A 25,593-nucleotide genomic window follows, 5' to 3' on the forward strand; every position below is an offset into this window, starting at 1 on the left:
GCGCCGCGGTGGTGGCCGCCGTGGCCGCGGTCGCCTTCGCCGGTGCGGCGATGGCCGGCGATGTCGGCGGTCCGCTGCGCCTGGGGCACTGGGTGATGTTCGGCGCGGTGTCGGTGCCGTCGCTGGCCGCGATGATCCACGCGGTGCGGCGCCGCACCCAGCCGGGGCCGGTGGTCGGCTTCGCCGTGGTGGCCACGTTGTTCTTCGTGCTCGGCAACGCGATCCTGGTGATCCCGCTCGGGCTCCTCCCCAGCTGGCTGGCCTTGGCCTCGATCGGGTGCGACGTCGCGCTCCTCGGGGTCGCGGTGGCCATCTCCGACGCGTTCGACGAAGGTCACGCGCTGCGTGACGACATGCTGCGGTCGTTCGTCGGCACGGTGGTGGTGGCGGTGCTGTTCGGCGGTCAGTTGCTGATCGGGCTGGCTGTCACGGGGCCGACCACCACCCTGGCCGTGCTGCTGTTCAGTAGTTTGGCGGTCGCGATCGCCATCAACGTGCTGGCCGACCCGTTTGCGGGACTGCTCGACCGGCTGGCTTTCTCCCGGTCACCCGCGCTACGGGCGGACCGTGCCGCGCTGCGCAGCACCGAGTCGGCGCTGCCGTTGCGGTCGGCCAACCCGCTGCAGGACATGGACGAGGACACGTTCGTCCGCGTCACCCGCCGCGCCCTCGGGCACTACGGTGATCTGTCGAAGCTGGTCGCCAGCCCGCTGACCGCACTGCCGGCCATCGACGAGCGACTGGCCGCCCGCGGCGCCCCGGACCAGCCGCTGGAGCGGGCCAACGAACTGCGGGCGCTGCTGGCCGAACGGATCGCCGGACTCAAGCCCCGCGACGGCGCCGACTTCGGCACCACCGAGCAGTGGCGCCACTACAACTCGCTGTACTTCCCGTACGTCGCCGGGGTACGTGCCTACGCCCAGAACGCGACCGCCGCCGGACTCGATCCCGTCGCCCGCCAGGCCTGGCACTGGCTGGTGGCCGACGTGCCGCAACGCTCCCTGCACAACTGGCAGAACGCGGCGGCTCGGGTGATCGCCACCGATCTGCGCAGCACCCTCGCCGCCATCCACTAGCGCCGGAACGGTATTCCAGCAGGCGCGAACTCGAACTTTTCCCGCTGGAGTACCGTTCCGGCGAGGGGTGCTGACCTGCGGTTGGCAGTGCCTGGCAGCGCCCGGTGTCGAGATGGCAGTGCGTCATGCGCACCGTAAGTGACATGACCGCCTTCACCACCGGCACCGTCGCTCCGGCAGTGGCCACGACCGGTACTCAGACACAACTGCTTCGCTTCGCGCTGCGGGCCGACGCCACGCTGTGCGCCGGTGTCGGGCTGTTCATCGCGATGGCAGCCGACCCCCTGTCCCGGCTGTCGGGGTTGTCACCGACCACCGAATGGGCCGTCGGCGCCACATTGGTCGGCTACGGCGCACTGCTCTACCTGTGCGCCCGGGTCAGCGACGTCCGCCTCGTGGGCGTCGGCGTCCTCGTCGGCAACATCGTGTTCGCCGTCGCGACCGCGGTCGTGCTGCTGGCCGGATGGCTGCCGCTGACGACGTTCGGCGTGGCCGCGACGGTGGCGTTCACCGTCGTCACGCTCGGCTTCGCCGTCCTGCAGTACCTCGGGGTGCGCCGCCTGGCGTGCGTGACCCCCGCATGACTGGTCCGGAGTCGGGGCCGTGCTCGCAGAAGGTGGCGGGCAGAGGTAGCGGCGCCGACTCCGGCACCGGTCGTCCGAGTAATTCCGTAGTAGCCCCGTAATTGAGAAAGGAAGCACCATGACCACCACGCTCTCCTCCCGACTGAACGAGTCGACCGACTCGCTGTTGCGCTTCGCGATGCGCGCCGACGGCGTCCTCAGCGGGCTGACCGGCATCGCCCTGCTGATCTTCGCCCGTCAAGTCGCCGACATCTCCGGCACCACCCCTGCCACCGACTACGCGACAGGCGGGTTCTTCGTCGTCTTCGGGCTGGTGGTGCTGATGCTGGCGGCGCGGCCGGCCATCCGCACCTCCGGCTTGGTGCTGGCCATCGGGAACCTGCTGTTCAGCGTCGCCACCGTGGTCGTGGTGCTCGCCGGGGTGTGGCCGCTGACCACCACCGGTGTGGTGCTGGTCCTGGGCACCGGCGTGTACACACTGGTGATGGCCGAGCTGCAATATCAGGGCGTGCGCCGGATCAAGGGGTAGTCAGAGCTTGCGCAGCCGCAACCGGTTGATCGAATGGTCGGCGTCCTTGCGCAACACCAACGTGGCCCGCGGCCTGGTCGGCAGAATGTTGTTGATCAGGTTGGGCCTGTTGATCGAGTGCCAGATGTCGCGGGCGGCGTAGACGGCCTGCTCGTCGCTCAGCGTGGAGTAGTGGTGGAAGTGCGAGGCCGGGTCGGCGAACGCCCCGGCCCGCATCGACAGGAACCGCGAGACGTACCACTGCTCGATGTCCTCGATACGTGCGTCGACGTACACCGAGAAGTCGAACAGGTCCGACACCATCAGCGCGGGACCGGTCTGCAGCACGTTGAGACCCTCGAGGATCAGGATGTCGGGGTGCTCGATGATCTGCTTCTCACCGCGCACGATGTCGTACAGCAGATGTGAGTACACCGGGGCGCACACCGTGTCGGAGCCGGACTTCACCGCCGTGACGAACCGCATCAGCGCCCGGCGGTCGTAGCTCTCGGGAAAGCCCTTACGGTGCATCAGGTTCCGCCGGTTCAGCTCGGCGTTCGGGTACAGGAAGCCGTCGGTGGTGACCAGGTCGACCCGCGGGTGGTGCTCCCACCGGGCGAGCAGCGCCTGCAGCACGCGGGCGGTGGTCGACTTGCCCACGGCTACGCTGCCGGCCACCCCGATGATGAACGGCACCGGCCGGTCCGGGTTCTGTTGGGGCTCACCGAGGAAGTCGGCGGTGGTCGCGAACAGCGCCTGCCGGGCGGCGACCTGCAAGTGGATCAGCCGGGCCAGCGGCAGATAGACCTCTTCGACTTCGAGCAGGTCGATCTTCTCGCCGAGTCCCCGCAGCCTGACCAGCTCGTCCTCGGTCAGCTTCAGCGGCGTCGACATACGAAGTGCCCGCCATTGACTCCGGTCGAACTCCACATAGGGGCTGGGTTCGCTCAGCCGCGCCATGGGCCCAGTCTTGCAGTTAGGTTATGAAGGCATGGACCTAGGTCGGGATTCAAGCACCCTGATCCGCGAGTACCTGACGCTCGGACTGCGCTTCGACAGAGTCGAGGAAGGCTACGTCGACGCGTTCACCGGCGACCCCGCACTCAAACGGGCCATCGACGCGGAGCCGCAACCCGACCCCGCCGACCTTGCCCGCCAGGCCGAGCGACTGCTCGCCGAGCTACCGGCCGGGCTCGACGACGCGCGTGCCGCGTTCGTGGGCGCCCACCTGCGGGCGCTGGCCTGCGCCGGACGCAAGTTCGCCGGGGAGCATGTCGGCTTCGTCGACGAGGTCGAGGCCTACTTCGACGTCCGGATCAGCAAGGGCGACCCGGAGCGTTACCGGCAGGCGCACGCCAAGCTCGACGACGCGCTCGGGGGTACCGGCACCCTCACCGAGCGGATGCAGACCTACCGCGCCACCGAGGAGATCCCGCCTGCCCGCCTCGAGGAGTGCATCCACGCGTTCTCCAGCGCGCTGCGCGACCGCGTCCGCGCGACGTTCCCGCTGGCCGCCCAGGAGACGATCAACTACGAGGTCGTCACCGACAAGCCGTGGTCGGGCTTCAACTACTACCTCGGCGACTACCGGTCGACGGTCGCCGTCAACGCCGACCTCAAGCAGCAGATGTCGAACCTGCCCCGGCTGGTGGCACACGAGGCCTATCCCGGCCATCACACCGAGCACTGCCGCAAAGAAGCAGGCCTGGTCGAGGGCAAGGGGCAGGCCGAGCAGACGATCTTCCTGGTCAACACCCCGCAGTGCCTGATGGCCGAGGGGCTGGCCGATCTTGCGCTGTACGCCGCGGTCGGACCCACCTGGGGGGCGTGGGCGTCCGAGATCTACGCCGACCTGGGGCTGCGCTTCGACGGCGAACGCTCGGAGTTGATCTCGGAGGCGACGGCCGCGTTGGCCGACGTCCGTCAGGATGCCGCGCTGATGCTGCACGACGAACATCGCGACGTGGACGATGTCGTCGCGTTCCTCAAGCAGTGGCTGCTGGTCGACGACGAACGTGCCCGGCAGATGCTGCGGTTCCTGTCCTCGCCGCTGTGGCGGGCCTACACCAGCACCTACGTCGAGGGCTATCGCCTGCTCCGGGGTTGGCTGGACGCGCGCCCCGACGGGATCAGCCTGACCGAGCGGTTCGGCACGCTGCTCGACGAGCCCCTGATCCCGTCGTCGTTGCGGACCGGGTGACGGCGACCTCGATTTCTGCGGCAGGGTCGTGTCCGGGCGGCCGGAACGACCATGGTGCAGAAGTCGGTGTGGTGTCGGCCGACTAGGCTCGCAACCATGACTGCAGAGTCCGTGACCGCCTCGGCCGTCGCTCCGGGTGCCGAATACGCCGAGACCGCGGGGGAGGCCTACCGCGCCGCACTCCGGGTGATCGAGAGCGTCGAGCCGCGAATCGCTGATGCCACCCGCAAAGAGCTTGCCGATCAACGGGATTCACTCAAGCTGATCGCCAGCGAGAACTACGCCTCGCCCGCGGTGCTGTTGACCATGGGCACCTGGTTCTCCGACAAGTACGCCGAGGGCACCATCGGGCACCGGTTCTACGCGGCCTGCCAGAACGTCGACACGGTCGAGGCGCTGGCCGCCGAGCACGCCCGCGAGCTGTTCGGCGCCCCATACGCCTACGCCCAGCCGCACTCCGGCATCGACGCCAACCTGGTCGCCTACTGGGCGATCCTGGCCACGCGAGTCGAGACCCCGGGGCTGGCCGAGTTCGGCGCCAAGCACATCAACGACCTGTCCGAGGCCGACTGGGAGACGCTGCGGGGCAAGCTCGGCAACCAGCGGCTGTTGGGAATGTCGCTGGACGCCGGGGGGCACCTCACGCACGGGTTCCGGCCCAACATCTCCGGCAAGATGTTCCACCAGCGCCAGTACGGCACCGATCCGGAGACCGGGCTGCTGGATTACGACGCCGTCGCCGCCGCCGCCCGGGAGTTCAAGCCGCTGGTGCTCGTCGCCGGCTACTCCGCGTATCCGCGCCGGGTGAACTTCGCGAAGATGCGCGAGATCGCCGACGAGGTGGGTGCCACCCTGATGGTCGACATGGCGCACTTCGCCGGGCTGGTGGCCGGCAAGGTGTTCACCGGGGACGAGGACCCGGTGCCGCACGCGCACGTCACGACCACCACCACCCACAAATCGCTTCGCGGTCCGCGTGGCGGGCTGATCCTGGCCACCGACGAGTTCGCCCCCGCGGTCGACAAGGGCTGTCCGATGGTGCTCGGTGGCCCGCTGGCGCACGTGATGGCCGCCAAGGCCGTGGCGTTCGCCGAGGCGCGCCAACCGGCCTTCCGCGACTACGCGCAGAACATCGCGGACAACGCCAAGGCCTTGGCCGAGGGTTTCCTGAAGCGCGGAGCCCGCCTGGTCACCGGCGGCACCGACAATCACATCGTGCTGCTGGACGTGACGTCGTTCGGCCTCACCGGTCGCCAGGCCGAATCGGCGCTGCTGGACTCCGGGATCGTCACCAACCGCAACGCGATCCCCGCCGATCCGAACGGCGCCTGGTACACCAGCGGCATCCGGTTCGGCACCCCCGCCCTGACCACCCGCGGCTTTGGCGCCGACGACTTCGACCGGGTCGCCGAGCTGGTGGTCGAGGTGCTCGACAACACCGAGCCGACACAAGGTGGTCCAACAGGAACTTCCAAGGCCAAGTACACCCTGGCCGACGGCACCGCCGAGCGGGTACACGCCGCGTCCGCCGAACTCCTGGCCGCCAATCCGCTGTATCCGGGGCTGACGCTGTAGCTCGGCGACACCTCGGCGACCCGATTTCGAGGAACATGTGAATTCGGGTTACAGTTACTTTCATGGCACAGAGACCTGTCCCTAATGCGCTGACCGCCGAGCTGGAGCCGGTCGTCATGCAGGAGCTGCGACGTCATCTGGACTCCGAGGACCTGTGGTACGCCCACGACTACGTGCCCTTCGACCAGGGCGAGAACTACGCGTTCCTGGGCGGCAAGGACTGGGATCCGTCGTCGGTGACGCTGCCCAAGCACATCACCGATGCGCTGGAGATCCTGCTGATCACCAAGGACAACCTCGCCGGTTACCACCGCGAGCTCGTCGAGCACTTCATCCTCGAGGCCAAGTGGGGTCGCTGGATCGGTCGTTGGACCGCCGAGGAGCACCTGCACGCCATCGCGCTGCGCAACTACCTGGTGGTCACCCGTGAGGTCGACCCCGCCGCCAACGAGGACGTCCGAGTCGAACACGTGATGCAGGGCTACCGGGCCAACACCTACACCCAGCTCGAGACGCTGGCCTTCATGGCGTTCTTCGAGCGCGCTCACGCCGTGTTCTGCCGCAACCTGCAGGCTCAGACCGAGGAGCCGACGCTGGCCGCGATGGTGGGGCGCATCGTCCAGGACGAGGAGCGCCACGAGGAGTTCTTCGCCAACCTGATCAGCCACTGCCTGACCTACTCCCGCGACGAGACCGTCGAGGCCATCGCCAAGCGTGCCGGCGAGCTCGGCGTCGTCGGCGGTGACATCGTCGCCTACCGCGACAAGGTGGCCAACGTCGCCCAGGCCGGCATCTTCGACGAGGCACAGCTGCGCAAGGTGATCTCTGACCGGATCACCGCGTGGGGACTGGCCGACGAGCCGCGCCTGCCGCAGTTCACCAGCTCGTAACCCGCACGCCTTTCGAGTACGGCGCGCCTGCACGGCGCAAAAGCGGCAGCCGGAGTAGCGTCGGTTTCGATGGCTAGCAACATGCTCTGCTATCCGGGCGGTCCCGATCATCTCGATGACAAAGGACCGGCCCCGGTCCTGGAGACCGCTGTGTGTCCACCGAGAGTGTTCGTGTGGGGCCGCACGGGCTCGAGGAGCGCTACGTGACTGAATCGTTCGTCCGTACCTACGTGCTCGACACCTCCGTGCTGCTGTCCGATCCCTGGGCGTGCTCACGGTTCGCCGAACACGAAGTGGTTGTTCCGCTGGTGGTCATCAGCGAACTGGAAGCCAAGCGGCATCATCATGAGCTCGGCTGGTTCGCTCGACAGGCACTGCGGATGTTCGATGATCTCCGGCTCGAACACGGTCGCCTGGACCAGCCGATTCCCGTCGGCGACCACGGCGGCACCCTGCACATCGAGCTCAACCACAGCGATCCGTCGGTGCTGCCCGCCGGCTTCCGGACCGAGAGCAACGATTCGCGGATCCTGACGTGTGCTGCCAACCTCGCCGCCGAAGGCAAGCGAGTCACGTTGGTGACCAAGGACATTCCGCTGCGTGTGAAAGCGGGTGCGGTCGGGTTGGCCGCCGATGAGTACCACGCTCAGGACGTCGTCACCTCCGGCTGGACCGGGATGGCGGAGCTCGAGGTGTCCAGTGAAGAGGTCGACGGGCTGTTCGCCGACGGGGACATCGACCTCGAGGCCGCCCGTGACCTGCCCTGCCACACCGGAATCCGGTTGTTGGGCAGCAACTCCCACGCCCTCGGCCGGGTCAACGCCGACAAGCGGGTGCAGCTGGTCCGTGGTGATCGCGAAGTGTTCGGCCTCCGGGGAAGGTCAGCCGAACAGCGCGTGGCACTGGATCTGCTGCTCGACGAGTCCGTCGGCATCGTGTCTCTGGGCGGCAAGGCGGGCACCGGGAAGTCCGCGCTGGCGCTGTGCGCAGGACTGGAGGCGGTGCTGGAGCGCCGCACCCAGCGCAAGGTCGTGGTCTTCCGGCCGTTGTACGCGGTCGGTGGCCAGGATCTCGGCTACCTGCCCGGCAGCGAGAGCGAGAAGATGGGGCCATGGGCACAGGCGGTCTTCGACACCCTCGAAGGTCTCGCCAGTCCTGCTGTGCTCGAGGAGGTGCTCGCCCGCGGCATGCTCGAGGTGCTGCCGCTGACGCACATCCGGGGTCGCTCGCTGCACGACTCGTTCGTGATCGTCGACGAGGCGCAGTCGCTGGAGCGCAACGTGCTGCTCACCGTGCTGTCGCGGCTGGGGACCGGCTCGCGGGTGGTGCTGACCCACGACGTCGCCCAGCGGGACAACCTGCGGGTCGGCCGCCACGACGGCGTCGCCGCGGTGATCGAGAAGCTCAAGGGACATCCCCTGTTCGCGCACATCACCCTGCTGCGCAGCGAGCGCTCGCCCATCGCGGCGTTGGTCACCGAGATGCTCGAGGAGATCAGCCCCGGCGCTCTACCCTGAGTGCGGTCGGTAGGCTGCCGACGTGCTGAAGCGCTGCGCCGGTGCCGTTTTGGTGGTCCTGTCGGTGGTGGCCGGGTTGATCTGGCGTGTCGGTGAGGCCGTTGCCGAGACGGTGGACTGCTCGAGGGTCAAGTGTGTGGCGCTGACCTTCGACGACGGGCCCGGCCCGCACACCGACCGCTTGCTGCAGATCCTGAGTGCCAACAATGCGGAGGCGACGTTCTTTCTGATCGGTGACAAGGTGGCGGCCGAGCCCGCCGCCGCCCGCCGGATCGCCGACGCCGGCATGGAGATCGGCAATCACACCTGGCAGCACCCCGACATGACGGCGATCCCGCCGCACGAGATCCCGGCACAGTTCAGCAGGGCCACCGACGCCATCGAGGCCGCCACGGGCCGTCGGCCGAGTCTGGTCCGCACCGGCGGGGGATGGGTCGACGACACGGTCCTGGCTGAAGCCGGTCGCCAAGGCCTGGCCGCCGTCAACTGGGACGTCAACCCGTTCGACTGGGTCCACGACCCCGACACCGCCGCGACCCGGGACGCGTTGATGAGCCAGATCAGACCCGGCGCGGTGGTGCTGCTGCACGACACCTTGTCATCAACGGTGGATCTGACCGAACAGATCATCCCTGTGCTGGAGGCCGATGGCTACCACCTGGTGACGGTCACCCAGCTGCTCGGGCCGCGGGCCCCCGGCAGCTTCTACGGCAGCTGATCTCGCAGGGGTTTCAGCGTTTGTCGTCGTGGATCTTGGCCATGGCCAGCACATCCAGCCGCTTGTCGAGTTCTTCCTCCGAAAGCTTGTCGCCGATCAGGCCGCGGTCGATGACCGTCTGCCGGATCGTCTTGCGCTCCTTGAGGGCCTCCTTGGCGACCTTGGCCGCCTCCTCGTAACCGATCGCGGAGTTCAGCGGTGTCACGATCGACGGCGACGACTCGGCGAGCTCGCGCAGCCGCTCCTCGTTGGCCACCAGGCCGTCGATGCACCTGGCGGCGAACAACTTCGACACGTTCGCCAGCAGCGTGAACGACTCCAGCATGTTGCGCGCCATCATCGGGATGTAGACGTTCAGCTCGAACGCGCCGTTGCCGCCACCCCAGGTGATGGCCGCGTCGTTGCCGATGACCTGTGCCGCGACCTGCGTCACCGCCTCGGGGATGACGGGGTTGACCTTGCCGGGCATGATCGAGCTGCCCGGCTGCAGGTCGGGCAACTGCAGCTCGCCCAGCCCGGTCAGCGGTCCGGAGCCCATCCAGCGGATGTCGTTGGCGATCTTGGTCAGGGACACGGCGATCGTCTTCAACGCGCCGGACGCCTCCACCAGCCCGTCACGGGCCGCCTGGGCCTCGAACGGGTCGACGGCCGTGCGAAGTTCGGCGATCCCGGTCTGGTCGACGAGCACCTCGACGACCCTGGTGCCGAAACCGTCGGGGGCGTTGAGGCCGGTGCCCACCGCGGTACCGCCGATGGCGAGCTCGCCCAGTCGGGGCAGCGTCGCCTTGACTCTTTCGATGCCCGCCTCGATCTGGCGTGCGTATCCGCCGAACTCCTGGCCGAGGGTCACCGGCACCGCGTCCATCAGGTGGGTGCGGCCGGACTTGACCACCTTGTGCCACTGGCCGGCCTTGGCCGTCAACGATTCGTGCAGCACCTCGAGGCCCGGAATCAGATGGCGGACAGCGGCTTCGGTGGCGGCGATGTGGGTGGCGGTCGGGAACGTGTCGTTGGAGCTTTGCGACATGTTCACGTCGTCGTTCGGGTGCACGGTGACACCGTTGTTCCCACAGATCGACGCGATCACCTCGTTGGTGTTCATGTTCGAGCTGGTGCCCGAGCCGGTCTGGAACACGTCGATGGGGAACTGGTCGTCATGGCGGCCCTCGGCGATCTCGGCGGCGGCGGCGATGATCGCATCGGCCTTCTCCGGGGCCAGCAGCGCGAGGTCCTTGTTCACTTGGGCGCAGGCGCCCTTGAGCAGGCCGAGCGCGCGGATCTGGGTGCGCTCGAGGCCGCGGCCGGAGATCGGGAAGTTCTCCACGGCCCGCTGGGTCTGCGCGCGCCACAACGCATCGATCGGCACCCGGACCTCGCCCATGGTGTCGTGCTCGATCCGGAATTCGCCGTCTTCCTGCTGAACAGCGGCGTCGGTGCTCATGTATGCCCTTCTGATGTCGGTTATTACGGCAACGGGTACGCGGCGGACTTGTCGCCGGTGAAGTCGACCGAGGAGTATTCGTTGAGCTTGGACAGGCGGTGATAGGCCTCGATCATTCTGACGGTCCCGGACTTCGAGCGCATCACGATCGACTGCGTGGTGCACCCACCGCCGTAGTACTGCACACCCTTGAGCAGGTCACCGTCGGTGACCCCGGTTGCGGAGAAGAACACGTTCTCGCCCGAGACCAAATCCTCGGTGAACAACACCTTGTCCAGGTCGTGGCCGCGGTCGAGGGCCTTCTGACGTTCGGCGTCGTCGGTGGGGGCGAGCTGCGCCTGGATCGCCCCGCCCATGCAGCGGATCGCCGCCGCCGTGATGATGCCTTCCGGTGTGCCGCCGATGCCGGCCAACAGGTCGGTGCCCGATCCGGGGCGGCAGGCGGCGATGGCACCGGCGACGTCACCGTCGGAGATCAGCCGGATACGCGCGCCCGCCTCCCTGACGTCAGCCATCAACTGAGCGTGCCGGGGCCGGTCGAGCACGCACACCGTCAGGTCGGCGACGGTCAGGTTCTTGGCCTGGGCGACGCGGCGGATGTTCTCCCCGATCGGGGCGGTGATGTCGATGACGTCGACGGCCTCGGGCCCCACGGCGATCTTGTTCATGTAGAACACCGCCGACGGGTCGAACATCGCGCCGCGCTCGGCGACGGCGAGCACCGAGATGGCATTGGGCATGCCCTTGCTCATCAGGGTGGTCCCGTCGACCGGATCGACGGCGAAGTCGCAGTCGGGGCCGTCGCCGTTGCCGACCTCTTCACCGTTGTAGAGCATCGGGGCGTTGTCCTTCTCGCCCTCGCCGATCACCACGACACCACGCATCGACACCGAGTTGACGAGCTGGCGCATCGCGTCGACGGCCGCGCCGTCCCCGCCTTCCTTGTCCCCCCGGCCGACCCAGCGGCCTGCGGCCATCGCGCCCGCCTCCGTCACCCGCACGAGTTCGAGGGCGAGATTTCGGTCTGGGGCTTCACGACGTGCGGCGCTCATGGGCAGATTGTCCCATTAGCGAATGCACGGTCGGGAACAGGGATACTGGCAGACATGACGATGCCGCCCGAACCGGGCCAACGGGTCTCCGGTCATCCGGGTATCGAGCCCGAAGACGCAGGCCACGACGGCTCTGCAGCAGCTGCGGCCGGCTACGCGGTTCCGGGTCCACGCCCGGCGAAGTCCCGGCTGCTCCAAGACGGCCGCGACATGTTCTGGTCGATGGCGCCCCTGGTGCTGGTCTGTGTGTTGCTCGCCGGGGTGCTGGGAATGTGCTCGTTCGCGCCGGCCGGCCCGGGAGCGGGTCCGGTTCCCGACTACGACGCCCCGGCCGCGCTGCAGGCCGACGCCGACGCGCTCCAGATTCCGATCAGGGTGCCCGACCTCCCGGAGGGATGGCGGCCGAACTCCGGCAGCCGTAAGGGAATCGAGGGTGGGCGCACCGACCCGGTGACCGGTCAGCCGGTGCGCGCCGTCAGCTCCACCGTCGGCTACCTGGCGCCCAGCGGCATGTATCTGAGCCTGACCCAGAGCAACGCCGACGAGGACAAGCTGATCGCGTCGTTCGAGCCCGACCTGGTACCCACCGGCACCGAAGAGGTGAACGGTGTGACCTGGGTCGTCTACCAGGGCGGCGAGCGCGACGGGAGACCGGCCGAACCGGTGTGGACCGCGCAGCTGCGCGGCCCGACGGGGCCTGCCCAGATCGCGCTGACCGGGGCCGCGGGTACGGACGAGTACCGTACGCTGGCTGCGGCGACGCAGTCCCAGTCGCCGCTGCCCGTCTCCTAGGAGCTCGCGATGACATCACCCAGTCCCGACAGCGGCGCGGCTCCGGAGGCCGATCTCACCGGATGGGCCGCCGAACCGTTCTCGGCCGCCGGATTCACCTACGACGTGTATCGCAAGGGCGAAGGCCCGGGCGTGGTGCTGATTCCAGAGATGCCCGGCCTGCACCCCGGAGTGCTCGCCCTGGGCAATCACCTGGTGGACAACGGGTTCACCGTCGCGGCGCCGTCGTTGTACGGCACGCCGGGGGCGCCGGGTGTCCGGCCCGGTGCGGTGCCGGTGATGATCCGCGGGTGTGTGGCCAAGGAGTTCGCGGCTTTCGCGACCAACGCGGACCGGCCGATCGCCCACTACCTGCGGGCCCTGGCCCGCGACCTCAACGAGCGCACCCCGGGCAAGGGGGTCGGTGTCATCGGCGAATGCTGGAGCGGCGGTTTCGCGCTGGCCGCGGCGGTGGACGAAAGCGTCCTGGCCCCGGTGCTGAGCCAGCCGTCACTGCCGATCGGGCTGACCGCCAAGCAGAAAGCCGACCCGGGTCTGTCGGAAGCGGAGCTGCAGATCGTCGAACGCCGGGCTGCCGAAGACGGGTTGTGTGCCCTGGGGCTGCGCTTCAGCGAGGACCCGCTGTCACCGGCGGCGCGGTTCAAGACGCTCAAGGCCCGCCTCGGCGACGCGTTCGAGGTCATCGAGATCAACTCCAAGCCGGGCAACGAACACGGCTTCGGGAAGATGGCCCACTCGGTGCTCACCCTCGAGGTCCGCGAGGTCGACGGCCACCCCGCCTATGAGGCACGCAAGAGAGTCGTCGAGTTCCTCAAGTCTGCGCTGGGTTAGCAGCCGCCGGCTCGGGCTCCTCCTCCGGTTCCGGGTCGGGCCGCTTCGTGCCTTTCCCGGGCAGCAGCCGACGCCACCACGGAGCGTCCCGTTCGGCCTCGTCGTCGGCCGGATCGGCGCGGGTGCCGGTGAGCGACTCCAACGGTTCGCCCTTGTAGACGGCCAGATACACGCTGATCGTCGTCACGACGACGATCATCAGCACCGGGCCGAGCACGATCCCCCAGAACCCGAACATCTTCAGGCCCGCGAACGCCGCCAACAACATCAGTGCCGGGTGCAGGTGCGCGCTCTTGGGCACCAGGAAAGGGCGCAGGACGTTGTCGATGCTGGTGGTCACGACGACGTGGAACACGACCACGAAGATCCCGCCGGCGATGTTGCCGAAGATCGCCATGCCGATACCGAGCGGGATCGTGACGATGCCACTGCCCAGCGGGATGAACGACAGCGCGGTCAGGAAGATGACGAACATGAAGAAGCCGTCGTGGATGCCGGCGATGTAGATGGACACGGCACCGGCGACACCCTGGCAGACGGCGATGATCAGCTGGCCCTTGACCGTCGCCGACACCATAGCTCCCACCTTGGCCAGATAGATGTTGGAAACCCGTTCCCCCAGAGGATTGAGATCGCGGAACAGGTCCAGGACCCTGTCGCCTCGGGTCAGCAGCGCGATGAAGACGTACAGGAAGATGATCATCGCCGTCACGACGGTGGCGATGCTGCCCACCGAGTCACGCAGCACTCCCAACGCGACCTGCCCTCCGCTCTGCCCGAGCTTGGCGGCTGCGTCCCGGACCGAGTCCTGGGTCAGCGTGACGTCGATGAACGGGATGCGGTCCAGCGCCCGGTTGGCCGAGCCGAGCAGTCGCTGGGCCAACGCGGTGAAATCGGTCTGCGCCGCCCACTGGCTGACGCTGGTCACCATCTGGCTGATCTGCAGGAAGGCGAGGAAAGCGACCCCGGTCAGGGGCACGGCCACAGTCGCTATCGCGGCCAGCAGTGTCACGGTGGCCGAAAGGCCGACGTTCGTCTTCTCGAGCAGGCGCCGGTAGAGCGGGTTGAACAGATAGGCCAGCACGGCCGCCACGGCGATCAGCAGGACGTACCCGCGCAGGAAGTAGGCGGCGAAAGCGAGTGCGAGGACGGTGAACACGGCCAGCGCGCGCTTCTGGCTGACGCTGAAATCCTCTGTCATGCGCCCCTCCCGTGACCGCCGATCGCAACCCTAACCCGCGTCGACCGCGCGGGACGGCGATCCTTTCGTCTGCCGGGTCCGCTGGCCGGAGACGAACCGCATGGCCATCCGGTTCATCAGTGTCGGCGCTGCCCGCGCGAACAGCCACTGCGCGTGCGCGACAGGCGGTTTGACCAGGATCGCCTTGTTTCGATCAATGGCGCGCAGGGTGTCGCGGGCCAGCCGGTACGCGTCGTAGGGCTTGCCGCCCTGGGATTGCAGGAAGTAGTCCCGGCCGACGAAACCGCCGACCGCCCCCTTGTCCAGGATGGGGGTCTCGACCGCCGCCGGGCAGACCACGAGTACCCCGACGCCCCGCGGTACCGCCTCTGAGCGCAGCGCCATGGACATCCCGACGACGGCGTGCTTGGTAGCCACGTAGCTGGTGACCTGTCCGGCTGCGGTGAGGCCGGCCATCGACGCGGTGTTGACGATGTGGCCGTGGCCCTGCTTGAGCATCTGCGGGTAGGCGGCGGCGATTCCGTGCACCACACCGCGCACGTTGACGTCGATGATGGCGTTCCACTGGTCGAGGGTGAGCAGTTCGGTGTCTCCGCCCCACACGATGCCTGCGTTGTTGAACATCAGGTCGAGTCGCCCGGTGCGGGCGACAACGTCGTCGACGGTGGCCTGCACCGCGCCGGCATCGGTGACGTCCAGACGCGCCGCGCGGGCGCGCGCGCTGAGCGATGACGCGGTCTTGTCGGCGGCCTCGGCGTCGACGTCGGTACAGAGCACGTGCGCACCTTCCAGATCCAGGGCACGGCACAGTGCGGCGCCGATACCGGACCCCGCGCCGGTGACGATCGCGTGTCTGCCCGCTGCGCTCATGACTGTTCGACCAATCTCATGACGTGTCCCATCACGTCCGGGTAGCGCTTGAGGTGCGCGCCACCGTTGATGTCGAGGACCTGACCGGTGAGCCACGACGACCCCGGAGAGCACAGGTACACAACGGCGTTGGCGATGTCCTCAGGGGTGCCCGCGCGGCCGAGGGCGGTGTTGTCGACATAGTCCTCGATCACACCGGGTACCGAGGCGGCCGCCGCGGTCAGCGGGGTGTGCACGAAGCCGGGTGCGACGGCGTTGACCCGGATGCCCCGCGGGCCCATCTCGAGCGCGGCCACTTGGGTCAGCATGGACAGTCCCGCCTTGGCGGCACAGTAGGCGCTCATCCCGGCCGCCGGCTGGCGGCCGTTGAGCGAGGTGATCGACACCAGTGAACCGCCGTCGCGCAGGTGCCTGCCGGCGTGCTTCATGACGATCATCGAGCCGTTGAGGCACACGTCGATCACCGCGCGGAAGTCGGCGACGGGCATGTCGGTGATCAGACCGACGTTGCTGAATCCGGCGCAGTTGACCGCGATGTCGAGCGGACCGGCGTCGTCGAAGAGGCGCTGAACCGAGTCCTCGTCGGTGACGTCGACGGCGGCCGCGGTGTGCGGTGCACCCAGTTCCTCGGCACGTGAACGCGCCCCGGCCTCGTTGAGGTCCGCGATGGTGATCCGGCAGCCTTCAGCCGCCAGGGCTCGGGCGGTCGCCCATCCGATCCCGGACGCCCCGCCGATCACGACGGCCTGCCTGGCCTCCCCGGTGATCTCCTCGATACTGTCGGTCATCCAGTGGGCCCTTCGACGACGGAATGGAACGTGTTCTAACTAACTTCACACCCGGAGATCGAAAGCACAATAGCGCCGGCCGACCGGGCAATGGCAGACTCGGGGCGGTGACTGAGCTGAAGATGTCGGAGTCGGTGTTCGTGGCGGCACCGCCGGAGAAGCTGTACGAGCTGGTGTCGGATGTGACGCGGATGGGTGAGTGGAGCCCCGTCTGCCGGTCCTGCTGGTGGGACGAGGGGGCGGGGCCGTCGGTGGGTTCGTGGTTCACCGGCCGCAACCAGACACCCGAACGGACCTGGGAGACGCGCAGTCAGGTGGTGGCCGCCGACCCCGGACGCAAGTTCGCGTGGGAGGTCAACAACGGCTGGGTCTACTGGGGTTATGAGTTCGCCCCGGAGAACGACGGCACCCGCCTGACCGAGTCCTGGGAGTTCCTGCCCGCGGGCCTCGCCGGGTTCCGCGAGCGCTTCGGGGATGCGGCCGACGCCGAGATCAACGCGCGTGCCGAAGCGGCAAGAAGCGGTATCCCCGCCACGCTAAAAGCGATCAAGAAGGCCATCGAAATCGGCTGAGAAGCCGGCTGAGTCAGCTTCGGTTACCGCTTGACGCAGCGAAACCCGATGTGGCTCATACCGGTATCGATCTGCTGCGGGCGGCGCGCCGACGGCCGGTAGCGTATGCAGTAGCTGTCGGCGCACAGGAAGGATCCGCCCTTGATCACCCGTCGCGGGACGGCGAACTGCGGCTGACTGGGGTCGTAGGTGTCCGCGGCACAGCAGGGCTGGTCGTCGCGGGTGTCGCCGTACCAGTCGGTGGTCCATTCCCAGACGTTGCCGGCCATGTCGTAGAGGCCGTAGCCGTTGGGTGGGAACGAGCCCACCGGCGTGCTCTGTCCGTAGCCGGTGTCCGGCAGGTAGGGGAATTCGCCGTGCCAGTAGTTGGCCAGCCGCTGTCCGCGGGGCTCCGGCTCGTCACCCCAGGTGTAGACGGTGTGGGGGAGGCCCCCTCGGGCGGCGATCTCCCATTCGGCCTCGGTGGGCAGTTCGCAGCCGGCCCACTGCGCGAAGGCTTCGGCATCCTCGAACGCGATGTGCACCACCGGGTGGTTCTCCCGGCCGCGGGTGGATGAGCGGGGGCCGCGAGGGTGTCTCCAGCATGCGCCCGTCGTCCAGGCCCACCACAGCTCGAGATGGCGCAGGTCGACCGGTCCGGCGGTGCGCCGGAACACCATCGAGCCCGGCTGCAGGTTCTCCGGTGGCGCACCTGGATAGCTTCCGGGGTCAAGCGGACGCTCGGCGACCGTCACGTAGTCTGTCGCCGAGACGAACTCGCCGTATTCGGCGTTGGTGACCTGGTACCGCTGAATCCAGAACGCCTCGACACTGACTTCGTGAGCCGGGCCTTCCTCTGGATACCCGTTGTCCGCTCCCAGCACTGCCGTCTGCTGAGGTATCCAGGCGAACCCGTCGGTCACCCCACCACCATGCACCGAAACTGCGGTGACGGCGAGCAACTGCGAGTGATCATCGCCCTGGGTGCAGTCTCGATCGGGTGGTCAGTCAAAGACGGTCGCCCACTCGTTGCGAATGCTCGCTACCGACCAACCGCCGGACTCCGCCAGTTCGAGGGCTTTCTCCGCGCCAGAGACGTAGTCGAATTCGCGGTCACCGTCGTCGTGGCGGACGAGCACGCACAGCGTCGGGCCGGGGCCGGCCTGGGTGAACTGCAGCATCTCGATGTCACCGTTGGAGTTGCCGGCGGCGAAGATCGGCCGACGTCCGACCCGGCCCCAGATGCGCACCGGCTTGACCGGCCCGTCGTCGAGGAACTCCGGAGTGGCGGTGGTCCGCAGCTGACCGTCGGCGAAGTCCAGGCCCACCGAACTGCCGATGACCCGCTCGGGTGGCACGCCGTACATCGCAGTGGTGACGGGCCGCATGAAGTCTCGGCCGCCGCCCGAGGCGATGTAGTTGGTGAAACCGTGGGCCTCCAGGTACCGGAGTAGCTCGACCATCGGGGCGTACCCGCATTCGGTGTACGGGCGGCTCAGGGTGGGGTGGGTGGCCTCGGCGAAGAACTCCCTCACCCGTTGCGCGTGCTCGTCCACGGTCAGCCCCTGATAGGCCGAGAGGATGCCGCCCGCAAGAATTTTCAGCGCGGAGTCGTCACCGTTGTAGTGCTTGGTGACGGCGTCTCCGAACCACGCCAGATCACCGGCGGCCGCGGCAGCATACGGCTGGTTCTCCGCCAGGGACGCATCGGCGGCGGCCTGCTCGGCCAACCGGCGGACCAGGAAATCCAACTGGATGTAGGCTGGCTTCTCGCACCACAGCGTGCCGTCGTTGTCGAACACCGCCACTCGCTCTTCCGGCGGGACATCGTTGACGACGCGCCCCACGAAGTCGATGATCGCCGCCTTCGTGGTTCCGTCGTTCCAGGAATCGAGGACTCCCAAGTCAGCCGCCCATCGTCTGGAGGAAGTCGTTGAGCTTGTCCACCGCGTTGGTGATCGTGAACGACGCCGGCTCACGGCGGGGTGGGAACTCCTTGAAGGTGTCCAGGAACTGCAGCACCACTGCGTTGGCCATGAACGCGATGTAGTCGTGATCGAGGAACCAGTCCCAGTAGGTGTTCGACGTGATGTCGGCGTGCTCGTACGGGTCGGTGCGCAGATTGAAGATCTTGGGCGCACGCAACGCGGTGAACGGCTCGAACCAGATCCGTAGCGTGCCCTCGCACCGCTGCTCCATGAACACGATCTTCCAGTTCTCGATCCGGATGCCGAGCACGTCGCAGTCGTCGGAGAAGTAGATCAGGCCCCGTCGTGGGCTCTTGTCGACTTCCCCGGTCAGATAGGGCAGCAGGTCGTAGCCGTCGATGTGCACGCGGTAGGTCTGATCGCCGATGGTGTGTCCCTGCTTGAGCTTGTCCACCACGGTCGGCTCGCCGGCGGCCGCGACGAGCGTGGGCAGCCAATCGTGGTGCTGGATGATCTCGTTGGAGACCACGCCCGCCGGGATCCTGCCGGGCCAGCGCACCATCTCCGGCACCCGGAACGCGCCCTCCCAGTTGCTGTTCTTCTCGTTGCGGAACGGCGTGGTGGCGCCGTCGGGCCAGGTGTTGGCGTGTGGTCCGTTGTCGGTCGAGTACACGACGATGGTGTCCTCGGTCAAGCCGAGTTCATCGAGGGTGTCCAGCAGCAGGCCGACGTGGCGGTCGTGGTCGACCATCGTGTCGTGGTACGGCGACTGCCACCTGCCGGCCTGGCCGAGGCTCTCCGGTTTGGTGTGTGTCCGGAAGTGCATGTGGGTGGTGTTCATCCACACGAAAAACGGTGTGTCCGAATCCTTCTGACGCTTGATGAAGTCGATCGCAGCGGCGGTGGTCTCGTCGTCGATGGTCTCCATCCGCTTCTTTGTCAGCGGGCCGGTGTCCTCGATGCGCTGCTTGCCCGCCGGGCCGAACCTCTCGTCGACCTCGTCGGAGGCCTCTTCGGTGGCCCAGGAGTGGATCACGCCGCGCGGCAGCATCGCCTTGCGCAGCCGGGGCATCTCCTCGTCGGTCGGATAGTCCGGGTGCTCGGGCTCCTCCTCGGCGTTGAGGTGGTACAGGTTGCCGAAGAACTCGTCGAACCCGTGCGCGGTGGGCAGGTACTTGTTCAGGTCGCCGAGGTGGTTCTTGCCGAACTGGCCGGTGGCGTAGCCCAGGGGCTTGAGCAGAGTGGCGATCGTCGGGTCCTCGGGGGACATGCCGACGTCGACGCCGGGCATGCCGACTTTGGACAGGCCGGTGCGGTACACGCTCTGCCCGGTGATGAACGACGACCGCCCGGCCGTGCAGCTTTGTTCGCCGTAGGAGTCGGTGAAGCGCATGCCTTCGGCCGCGATGCGGTCGATGTTCGGTGTGCGATAGCCCATCAGGCCGTCGCTGTAGCAGCTGAGGTTCGACATTCCGATGTCATCACCCCAGATCACCAGGATGTTCGGCTTGCCGTCCGGCATGGTGGTCCCTCGCTTCTTGTTTGTCGGCATGCGCCCGCATGTCGACCATAAGCGAGTAGGGCGTCCCGGTTGAAGGCTTTCGTGGCAGTTCGACGAGAAGTTCATGCAGTGTCCGAGAAATGAACATTGCTCGGTGGCAACCGCTTTGAGCTCGACTGTTTGCCGTCGCCGCACCCGAAAAGGCTGAGAGCCGTCGGCTGTGGCGCCTCAGCCCTTGGGCAGTATGGGCGCGGCCGCGTTCACGACGGGGGCGTCCGCGTCGGCCTTCATCCGGTCGAACAGTTCGACGTAGTAGGGCAGGCAGTGCTCCAGCGCCTGCTCTGTGGTGTAGAGCGGTTGGTAGCCGAGGTCGCGCTGCGCCTTGGCGATCGAGAAGTAGTTGTCGAGGTAGATCCGTTCCACCGCAAGGGGTTCCAGCAGTGGCTTGGGCAGCCCGAAGCGGAAGTGCAGCGATTGCCAAACTCTCATCACGAACCACACCAGCCGGCCCGGCACCCGGATCTTCGGCCACGGCTGGCCGCACGCCTCGATCACCGGTCGGGAGAACTCGAACATGTTGATCGGTTCGCCGTCGTTGATGAAGTACGCCTGGCCCGGGGCGGTCCCGCCGGGCACCAGGTGTTGTGCGGCAAGGATGAAACCGTGCACCAGGTTGTGCACATAGGAGTTGTCGAGCTTGACGTCCTTGCCGCCGACCAGCACCTTGACGTGTCCGGCCAGCACGCTCTCGAACACCTTGCGGAACATCGTCTGGTCGCCCCGGCCCCAGATGCCGCTGGGACGGATCGAGCACGTCAACAATCCGTCGACCCCATTGGCGGCGAGCACGAACTTCTCCGCGGCCACCTTGGTCTCGGTGTAGAGGTCGTTGAAACGCTCGGTGTAGGGCAGGGTCTCGTCTCCGCCGGAGATGCGCTGACCGCCCATCACGACGCTGTTGGAGGCGGTGTAGACGAACCGCTTGACGCCGGCCTTCCGGGCGGCACGCACCAGGTTCTCGGTGCCGGTGACGTTGACGGCGAAGCTGCGCCGGCGGTACTCCTCGGTGACCGACCCGCCACCCATCAGGTCGATGATCGCCGCGGTGTGGATGATCGTGTCGACACCGTCGACACCGTCGACACCGTCGACACCGTCGACGACGGCAGCGACGTCGTCGACGTCGGTGATGTCACCTTCGAAAACTTCGAGCTTCGGGTGTGCGGGCAGCGGCGAGGCGACCCGGTCGAAGGACCGAACCTCGTGGCCGCGCTCGAGAAGTTCGGTCACCAGGTTGGCGCCCACGAACCCGGAGCCGCCGGTGACAAGGACCCGGCCGAGTTCGACGGTCAGCGTTGCATCACCCATGGGGGGAGAATAACTGAAACGTGTTCCATTTTGGAAAAGTGGACGGCTCGGATGCTTGCGAACTCAACCATCGCCGTCGTCGCCGGCGGCCAACGCATCTTCTACCCGCTTGCGCGCACCAGCTAAATGCTCGTCACAGCATTTGGCGAGTTGCTCGCCTCTTTCCCAGAGTTTCAGCGACGTATCAAGGTCTAGACCACCGTGCTCCAGACGCTGCACGACCTCGATCAGCTCGTCCCGTGCCTCTTCGTACCCGAGTTCACTAATAGGCTTCATCAACCGTCTCCATGATTGTCGTGTTCGCCCTCGCTGGTCGCCGTCACAGACCCGTCGGCGACGCGTATCCGCAGCCGGGTGCCTGCCGGCGCGTCCGCAACCGAATGCAACACCTGCGGCGCTCCGGAGGCCGGCAACGTCTGTACCACCGCGTAGCCGCGGGCCAGCGTGGCCGCCGGCCCCAGCGTCGACAACCGCGCCGAGAGGTGCCCGACCCGATCCGATTCGGCGGTCAGCAGGCGGGTGATGTCGCGGCGTGCCGCTGCCCGCGCCCGGTCCACCTCCTCGGCTCGCGCGTTCACCGCCTCGAGCGGGCGGGCCAGCACCGGTCGGCTGCGCAACTGCGACAGGGTGTGCTGCTCACGGTTGACCCAGTTGCGCAGCGCGCGTGCGCTGCGCCGACGCATATCGGCCACCAACGCCTGCTCGGCTGCGGTGTCGGGCACGATCCGCTTCGCGGCGTCGGTCGGGGTGGCCGCGCGCAGGTCGGCGACCAGATCACACAGCGGGTTGTCGGGCTCGTGGCCGATCGCGCTGACAACGGCTGTGGTGCATCGGGCGATCTCCCGGCACAGGGTCTCGTCGGAGAACGGCAGCAGATCCTCGACGCTGCCCCCGCCCCGGGCGAGCACGATGACGTCGACGTGCGGTTCCGCATCGAGTGCGCGCAGCGCTTCGACGATCTGCGGCACCGCGTTCGGTCCCTGCACGACGGTGTTGCGCACCGCGAAGCGCACCGCCGGCCAGCGGCCGGTCGCCACCGCGACGATGTCGTGCTCCGCCGCCGACGCCCGGCCGGTGATCAGGCCGATGGTGCCGGGCAGGAACGGCACCGGCCGTTTGAGACGGGGATCGAACAGCCCTTCGGCGTCGAGCAGCCGACGCAACCGCTCGATGCGGGCCAGCAACTCACCGACGCCGACGGCCCTGATCTCGCTGACGCGCAGCGAGAAGGTGCCCCGGCCGGTGTAGAAGTTGGGCTTGCCGAACACCACCACCTGGGTACCGTCGGTCATCTTCACCGGCGCATTGGTGACCAGGTCACGCGGGCAGGTCAGCGACAGCGACATATCGGCCGCCGGGTCCCGCAGAGTGATGAAGGCGGTGTTGGAGTTGGGTCGCAGGGTCAGCTGGGCGATCTGGCCCTCCACCCAGACGGCACCGAGCTTGTCGATCCACCCGGCCACCCGGATCGCGACACCGCGAACGGGGAAAGGGTTGTCGGCCGACTGCCCCGGCGCGGTGCTCACTTGGCCGACGCGCGGGTGATCCTGTTGGCCAGCAGTGTCTGGAACGGGGCGCGGGCCTTCGTCGACTCCTCGTAGGCGAGCAGCGCCTCGAGATCGGGCACCCGCAGTGTCGTCAGCCGGGCCCGCAGCTGGGCCAGGGTCAGCGACTCGTAGTCGAGCTCGGCGACGACCTCGGGCACAGTGGCGGACGCCGCGCCGGATGTGGTCTCCCGGGCGGGGGTGGCCCTGGGTGTCTCCGGCTCACCGCTGAACAGCGCGAAGCGGCCCTCGGTCAGCCGCTCACCGTCGCGGACGGGCAGATCCAGCACGTCGGCGTCGTCGGGCGCGGCGCCGGTGTCGCCGCCCGTCGGGTCCTCGTCGAACGTCGCCCACTCCGGTTGCTCGTCCTTGGGCGGGAACAGGTTGTCGAGCGTCTCGTCACCCTTGTTGACCAGGTCGGCGACATCCTGCTGCATCTTCATCACCAGCTGGGCGAGCTGACTCGCCACGGTCATCGGATACATCAGGATGGTCTGGGGGAGCCTGCGGGTTTCCTCGAGGGCGGTCACCGCCGCACCGACCAGCAGACGGACCCCATACGGTGCAGTTGCCATGGCCCTTAGCCTACGGCTGGGCAGTCAGGGCGGCGGGTAAGTACCCTTGGAGTCATGCCGACCACTATCAACATGGGGATTCCGGGCGCGGCGCGCTCAGTAGTCGGCGAGGTTTCCGGCAAGCGGGTGTTGCTGGCCGAACCCCGCGGATACTGCGCCGGAGTCGACCGGGCGGTCGAGACCGTGGAGCGCGCCCTGGAAAAGCACGGCGCCCCCGTATATGTGCGCCACGAGATCGTGCACAACCGCTACGTCGTGGACACGCTGGCCAAGGCCGGGGCGGTCTTCGTCGAGCAGACCGACGAGGTCCCCGAGGGCGCGATCGTGGTGTTCTCCGCCCACGGCGTCGCGCCGACCGTGCACGTCGAGGCCGCCGAACGCAATCTGCAGACCATCGACGCGACATGCCCGTTGGTGACCAAGGTGCACAACGAGGCCAAGCGGTTCGCCCGCGACGACTACGACATCCTGCTCGTCGGCCACGAAGGCCACGAGGAGGTCGTCGGCACCGCAGGTGAGGCCCCCGACCATGTTCAGGTCGTCGACAACCCGGATGCAGTGGACAAGGTCGTCGTGCGTGACCCGGACAAAGTCATCTGGCTGTCCCAGACCACGCTGAGCGTCGACGAGACGATGGAGACCGTGCGCCGGCTGCGGGAGAAGTTCCCGACGCTGCAGGATCCGCCGAGCGACGACATCTGCTACGCCACCCAGAACCGCCAGGTCGCGGTCAAGGCGATGGCGCCGGAGTGCGAGCTGGTGATCGTCGTCGGCTCTCGCAATTCCTCCAACTCGGTGCGGCTCGTCGAGGTGGCGCTGGGCGCCGGATCCGACGCCGCGCATCTGGTCGACTACGCCGAGGACATCAACCCCGAGTGGCTCGAGGGTGTCACCACCGTCGGCGTCACCTCCGGTGCTTCGGTGCCCGAAGTGCTGGTGCGGGGTGTGCTGGACAGGCTCGCCGAGTACGGCTTCGGCACGGTTCAGCCTGTCACCACGGCCAACGAGACCCTGGTGTTCGCGTTGCCCCGGGAGATCCGCCCCGCCCGCTGAACGAGCGGGTATTTTCGGCGGACGTGACACCACGGTCCCGGCTCTTCGCGCGTCTGCCGATCGCGCTGTCTCTCGCGATCCTGCTCGTGCTCGCCGGCTGCAGCGCCTCCGAAGACCGCCTGGACACCACCGTGCGGTCCTTCGCCGACGCGTTGAGCCGCGGTGACGCCGCCGCGGCCGCGGCACTGACCACCGACGAGCCCGCCGCCACCGGCACCCTCGGCGCCCTCTTCGCCAGCCTGGGCACCGACGTCGACGTCGCGGTCGGCGGGATCGAGGAGCAGGACGGTGCGGCGTCGTTCACCCTCGATGCCACCTGGAAGTTCGGGCCGGAAGGGCGCAACGAATGGTCCTACACCACCGACGGCGACGTGACGGCCGACGGCGACGACTGGACCATCCGGTGGGACGCGGCGACCGTCGCTCCCGGGCTCGACGAGGGACCGCTGTCCTACAGCACGTTGATCCCGCAACCCGCGGCCCGGGTGCTGGACCGCACCGGCGCGGAACTGCTCACCCAGCACGTCGTCACCCTGGTCGACGCCGCGCCGGGTGCTGACGTGAATGCCATTGCGGCACTGGTCAGTCCGATCGCTCCGGCAATCACCCCGCAATCGGTGGCCCCGGACCTCGAGGCGGCCGCGGGCAAGCCGGTCACGGTCATCACCCTGCGCCAGGACGACCTGGCCCCGATCGAGGCGCAGCTGTCGGCACTGCCGAACGTGACGCTGCGGCCGCAGACCAGGCTGCTGACCACCGACCGCGCGCTGGCCTCACCCACGCTGTCCGGGCTCTCGGAACTGTGGCAACAGCGCACCGACGCGGCGGCCGGTTGGGCGGTCACCGCGCAGACCGCGGCCGGCCCCGAGCGGGTGGGCGGGCAGGACGCCGGCCCCGTGGGCGACATCGCCAGCACGCTGGACATCGGCTTGCAGCGCGCCGCCGAGGACGCGCTGGCTCCGTTGACCACCCCGGCGGCGATCGTGGCGATCCAGCCGTCGACGGGCGATCTGCTGGCGGTGGCGCAGAA

Annotated in this window: 26 protein-coding genes; 13 read left to right on the top strand and 13 right to left on the bottom strand. The window is 67.9% G+C overall.

Features of this window, described 5'->3' with window-relative positions:
• From WA944_RS23225 to WA944_RS23235, 3 genes are all read left to right on the top strand, one after another.
• Window positions 1–1,076: hypothetical protein (locus WA944_RS23225; protein ID WP_526647400.1), on the top strand; the 1,076-nt coding region annotated here is incomplete at its 5' end.
• 143 nt (window positions 1,077–1,219) lie between these two features.
• Window positions 1,220–1,660: a hypothetical protein gene (locus WA944_RS23230; RefSeq protein WP_526375533.1), complete on the top strand. Its 441-nt coding sequence runs from the start codon at window positions 1,220–1,222 to the stop codon at window positions 1,658–1,660.
• A 118-nt stretch (window positions 1,661–1,778) separates the two neighbouring features.
• A complete protein-coding gene (locus WA944_RS23235; protein ID WP_526375531.1) occupies window positions 1,779–2,189 on the top strand; it encodes a hypothetical protein in 411 nt (136 codons plus the stop codon).
• On the opposite strand, the gene coaA is transcribed toward WA944_RS23235, so the two are convergent.
• Entirely contained in the window at window positions 2,190–3,128 is a 939-nt protein-coding gene (coaA, locus tag WA944_RS23240; RefSeq protein WP_526375529.1) for a type I pantothenate kinase, read from the bottom strand.
• 31 nt (window positions 3,129–3,159) lie between these two features.
• Between coaA and WA944_RS23245 the strand changes: the two genes are divergently transcribed.
• The 5 genes from WA944_RS23245 to WA944_RS23265 all read left to right on the top strand — a co-directional run bounded on the left by WA944_RS23245 (window position 3,160) and on the right by WA944_RS23265 (window position 9,068).
• Window positions 3,160–4,368, top strand: a complete 1,209-nt coding sequence (locus WA944_RS23245; RefSeq protein WP_526608689.1) for a DUF885 domain-containing protein — start codon at window positions 3,160–3,162, stop codon at window positions 4,366–4,368.
• 96 nt (window positions 4,369–4,464) lie between these two features.
• Window positions 4,465–5,943, top strand: a complete 1,479-nt coding sequence (locus WA944_RS23250; protein WP_526647401.1) for a glycine hydroxymethyltransferase — start codon at window positions 4,465–4,467, stop codon at window positions 5,941–5,943.
• 62 nt (window positions 5,944–6,005) lie between these two features.
• Window positions 6,006–6,833 (top strand): acyl-ACP desaturase, encoded by an 828-nt coding sequence (locus WA944_RS23255; protein WP_526608685.1) that lies wholly within the window; start codon window positions 6,006–6,008, stop codon window positions 6,831–6,833.
• 203 nt (window positions 6,834–7,036) lie between these two features.
• Window positions 7,037–8,350 carry an RNA 5'-3' helicase PhoH2 gene (gene phoH2 / locus WA944_RS23260; protein ID WP_370330156.1) on the top strand — a complete coding sequence of 438 codons (1,314 nt, stop codon included), beginning with the start codon at window positions 7,037–7,039 and terminating at the stop codon, window positions 8,348–8,350.
• Between the two features lie 49 nt (window positions 8,351–8,399).
• A complete protein-coding gene (locus WA944_RS23265) occupies window positions 8,400–9,068 on the top strand; it encodes a polysaccharide deacetylase family protein (RefSeq protein WP_526375096.1) in 669 nt (222 codons plus the stop codon).
• Window positions 9,069–9,081: 13 nt separating this feature from the next.
• On the opposite strand, the gene WA944_RS23270 is transcribed toward WA944_RS23265, so the two are convergent.
• The gene (locus WA944_RS23270; protein WP_526608683.1) at window positions 9,082–10,509 is read right to left on the bottom strand and encodes a class II fumarate hydratase; all 1,428 of its coding nucleotides are present in this window, start codon (window positions 10,507–10,509) and stop codon (window positions 9,082–9,084) included.
• Window positions 10,510–10,532: 23 nt separating this feature from the next.
• Window positions 10,533–11,561: a class II fructose-bisphosphatase gene (gene glpX / locus WA944_RS23275; protein WP_526608681.1), complete on the bottom strand. Its 1,029-nt coding sequence runs from the start codon at window positions 11,559–11,561 to the stop codon at window positions 10,533–10,535.
• A gap of 54 nt (window positions 11,562–11,615) precedes the next feature.
• On the opposite strand from glpX, the gene WA944_RS23280 reads away from it, so the two are divergent.
• Window positions 11,616–12,353 carry a DUF4245 family protein gene (locus WA944_RS23280; protein WP_526372520.1) on the top strand — a complete coding sequence of 246 codons (738 nt, stop codon included), beginning with the start codon at window positions 11,616–11,618 and terminating at the stop codon, window positions 12,351–12,353.
• A gap of 9 nt (window positions 12,354–12,362) precedes the next feature.
• Entirely contained in the window at window positions 12,363–13,184 is an 822-nt protein-coding gene (locus WA944_RS23285) for a dienelactone hydrolase family protein (protein ID WP_526372521.1), read from the top strand.
• Here the strand turns inward: WA944_RS23285 and WA944_RS23290 are convergent.
• From WA944_RS23290 to WA944_RS23300, 3 genes are read right to left on the bottom strand one after another with little or no spacing between them, the layout of a single operon-like run.
• Window positions 13,165–14,385 (bottom strand): AI-2E family transporter, encoded by a 1,221-nt coding sequence (locus WA944_RS23290; protein WP_526608679.1) that lies wholly within the window; start codon window positions 14,383–14,385, stop codon window positions 13,165–13,167. The genes WA944_RS23285 and WA944_RS23290 overlap by 20 nt on opposite strands.
• A 30-nt stretch (window positions 14,386–14,415) precedes the next feature.
• Window positions 14,416–15,255 (bottom strand): SDR family oxidoreductase, encoded by an 840-nt coding sequence (locus WA944_RS23295; RefSeq protein ID WP_526608677.1) that lies wholly within the window; start codon window positions 15,253–15,255, stop codon window positions 14,416–14,418.
• Complete coding sequence (locus WA944_RS23300; RefSeq protein WP_526647402.1) at window positions 15,252–16,043, bottom strand: SDR family NAD(P)-dependent oxidoreductase; 792 nt, start codon at window positions 16,041–16,043, stop codon at window positions 15,252–15,254. The genes WA944_RS23295 and WA944_RS23300 overlap by 4 nt, the downstream gene beginning before the upstream one ends.
• A 107-nt stretch (window positions 16,044–16,150) precedes the next feature.
• Between WA944_RS23300 and WA944_RS23305 the strand changes: the two genes are divergently transcribed.
• Window positions 16,151–16,615, top strand: coding sequence for an SRPBCC family protein (locus WA944_RS23305; protein ID WP_526371490.1), 465 nt, complete (start codon window positions 16,151–16,153; stop codon window positions 16,613–16,615).
• A 23-nt stretch (window positions 16,616–16,638) separates the two neighbouring features.
• Here the strand turns inward: WA944_RS23305 and WA944_RS23310 are convergent, their stop codons facing one another.
• The 7 genes from WA944_RS23310 to WA944_RS23340 all read right to left on the bottom strand — a co-directional run bounded on the left by WA944_RS23310 (window position 16,639) and on the right by WA944_RS23340 (window position 23,510).
• The gene (locus WA944_RS23310) at window positions 16,639–17,532 is read right to left on the bottom strand and encodes a formylglycine-generating enzyme family protein (RefSeq protein WP_526608694.1); all 894 of its coding nucleotides are present in this window, start codon (window positions 17,530–17,532) and stop codon (window positions 16,639–16,641) included.
• Between the two features lie 66 nt (window positions 17,533–17,598).
• Window positions 17,599–18,498 (bottom strand): HAD family hydrolase, encoded by a 900-nt coding sequence (locus tag WA944_RS23315; RefSeq protein ID WP_526371492.1) that lies wholly within the window; start codon window positions 18,496–18,498, stop codon window positions 17,599–17,601.
• A 1-nt stretch (window position 18,499) separates the two neighbouring features.
• The gene (locus WA944_RS23320) at window positions 18,500–20,044 is read right to left on the bottom strand and encodes an arylsulfatase (RefSeq protein ID WP_526608693.1); all 1,545 of its coding nucleotides are present in this window, start codon (window positions 20,042–20,044) and stop codon (window positions 18,500–18,502) included.
• A gap of 207 nt (window positions 20,045–20,251) precedes the next feature.
• Complete coding sequence (locus WA944_RS23325) at window positions 20,252–21,391, bottom strand: 3-beta-hydroxysteroid dehydrogenase (protein ID WP_526608672.1); 1,140 nt, start codon at window positions 21,389–21,391, stop codon at window positions 20,252–20,254.
• A gap of 63 nt (window positions 21,392–21,454) precedes the next feature.
• Window positions 21,455–21,667: an exodeoxyribonuclease VII small subunit gene (locus tag WA944_RS23330; protein WP_163893992.1), complete on the bottom strand. Its 213-nt coding sequence runs from the start codon at window positions 21,665–21,667 to the stop codon at window positions 21,455–21,457.
• Window positions 21,667–22,917 carry an exodeoxyribonuclease VII large subunit gene (gene xseA, locus WA944_RS23335; RefSeq protein WP_526608669.1) on the bottom strand — a complete coding sequence of 417 codons (1,251 nt, stop codon included), beginning with the start codon at window positions 22,915–22,917 and terminating at the stop codon, window positions 21,667–21,669. Before xseA ends, WA944_RS23330 begins: the two co-directional genes overlap by 1 nt.
• A complete protein-coding gene (locus tag WA944_RS23340) occupies window positions 22,914–23,510 on the bottom strand; it encodes a lipid droplet-associated protein (RefSeq protein ID WP_526608667.1) in 597 nt (198 codons plus the stop codon). The genes xseA and WA944_RS23340 overlap by 4 nt, the downstream gene beginning before the upstream one ends.
• A gap of 54 nt (window positions 23,511–23,564) precedes the next feature.
• Here WA944_RS23340 and WA944_RS23345 point away from each other — a divergent pair, with 54 nt between their 5' ends.
• Both WA944_RS23345 and WA944_RS23350 read left to right on the top strand, forming a co-directional pair.
• Window positions 23,565–24,563, top strand: coding sequence for a 4-hydroxy-3-methylbut-2-enyl diphosphate reductase (locus WA944_RS23345; RefSeq protein ID WP_370330138.1), 999 nt, complete (start codon window positions 23,565–23,567; stop codon window positions 24,561–24,563).
• 23 nt (window positions 24,564–24,586) lie between these two features.
• A partial coding sequence (locus WA944_RS23350) for an NTF2-like N-terminal transpeptidase domain-containing protein (RefSeq protein WP_526647403.1) occupies window positions 24,587–25,593 on the top strand: 1,007 nt, incomplete at its 3' end.

Source organism: Mycobacterium sp. (genome assembly GCF_049683355.1).
Taxonomy (GTDB): domain Bacteria; phylum Actinomycetota; class Actinomycetes; order Mycobacteriales; family Mycobacteriaceae; genus Mycobacterium.

Coding starts and splice junctions, on each gene's coding strand:
- WA944_RS23330 (WP_163893992.1), bottom strand. CDS start 21,667: ATGAAGCCTATTAGTGAACTCGGGTACGAAGAGGCACGGGACGAGCTG.
- WA944_RS23290 (WP_526608679.1), bottom strand. CDS start 14,385: ATGACAGAGGATTTCAGCGTCAGCCAGAAGCGCGCGCTGGCCGTGTTC.
- WA944_RS23255 (WP_526608685.1), top strand. CDS start 6,006: ATGGCACAGAGACCTGTCCCTAATGCGCTGACCGCCGAGCTGGAGCCG.
- WA944_RS23280 (WP_526372520.1), top strand. CDS start 11,616: ATGACGATGCCGCCCGAACCGGGCCAACGGGTCTCCGGTCATCCGGGT.
- WA944_RS23320 (WP_526608693.1), bottom strand. CDS start 20,044: ATGCCGGACGGCAAGCCGAACATCCTGGTGATCTGGGGTGATGACATC.
- WA944_RS23340 (WP_526608667.1), bottom strand. CDS start 23,510: ATGGCAACTGCACCGTATGGGGTCCGTCTGCTGGTCGGTGCGGCGGTG.
- WA944_RS23325 (WP_526608672.1), bottom strand. CDS start 21,391: ATGGGTGATGCAACGCTGACCGTCGAACTCGGCCGGGTCCTTGTCACC.
- WA944_RS23295 (WP_526608677.1), bottom strand. CDS start 15,255: ATGAGCGCAGCGGGCAGACACGCGATCGTCACCGGCGCGGGGTCCGGT.
- coaA (WP_526375529.1), bottom strand. CDS start 3,128: ATGGCGCGGCTGAGCGAACCCAGCCCCTATGTGGAGTTCGACCGGAGT.
- glpX (WP_526608681.1), bottom strand. CDS start 11,561: ATGAGCGCCGCACGTCGTGAAGCCCCAGACCGAAATCTCGCCCTCGAA.
- WA944_RS23235 (WP_526375531.1), top strand. CDS start 1,779: ATGACCACCACGCTCTCCTCCCGACTGAACGAGTCGACCGACTCGCTG.
- WA944_RS23270 (WP_526608683.1), bottom strand. CDS start 10,509: ATGAGCACCGACGCCGCTGTTCAGCAGGAAGACGGCGAATTCCGGATC.
- WA944_RS23230 (WP_526375533.1), top strand. CDS start 1,220: ATGACCGCCTTCACCACCGGCACCGTCGCTCCGGCAGTGGCCACGACC.
- WA944_RS23300 (WP_526647402.1), bottom strand. CDS start 16,043: ATGACCGACAGTATCGAGGAGATCACCGGGGAGGCCAGGCAGGCCGTC.
- WA944_RS23285 (WP_526372521.1), top strand. CDS start 12,363: ATGACATCACCCAGTCCCGACAGCGGCGCGGCTCCGGAGGCCGATCTC.
- WA944_RS23245 (WP_526608689.1), top strand. CDS start 3,160: ATGGACCTAGGTCGGGATTCAAGCACCCTGATCCGCGAGTACCTGACG.
- WA944_RS23345 (WP_370330138.1), top strand. CDS start 23,565: ATGCCGACCACTATCAACATGGGGATTCCGGGCGCGGCGCGCTCAGTA.
- WA944_RS23250 (WP_526647401.1), top strand. CDS start 4,465: ATGACTGCAGAGTCCGTGACCGCCTCGGCCGTCGCTCCGGGTGCCGAA.